Origin of the sequence: Leifsonia sp. SIMBA_070 (assembly GCF_046534635.1) — a bacterium.
Lineage (GTDB): Bacteria > Actinomycetota > Actinomycetes > Actinomycetales > Microbacteriaceae > Leifsonia.
In genome coordinates this window covers 1-275 of sequence record NZ_JAWRYK010000231.1, presented here as the reverse complement: position 1 = coordinate 275, position 275 = coordinate 1, and the positions used below count along the sequence as shown (strand labels likewise).

1 protein-coding gene is annotated in these 275 nt (G+C 66.5%); it reads left to right on the top strand.

What is annotated here, in order from left to right:
* The coding region (locus tag SB754_RS20150) for a CoA transferase (RefSeq protein WP_410784146.1) at positions 1–275 on the top strand (275 nt) is incomplete at both ends.

Here is a 275-nt window from a genome sequence, read left to right as displayed (position 1 = left end):
GACTCGGCCATCTACGAAGCCGTCCTCGCCCTGATGGAATCCGTCGTCCCCGAGTACGAACTGACCGGCTACCAGCGCGAGCGCACCGGATCGATTCTCCCGAACATCGCGCCCAGCAATGCCTACCCGACCGCGGACGACAGCAGCATCCTGATCGCGGCCAACCAGGACACCGTGTTCGGCCGGCTGGTCGACGCGATGGGCCGCCCCGAACTGGCATCCGATCCCCGGTACGTCAACCACACCGAGCGCGGGATCCGGCAGACCGAACTCGA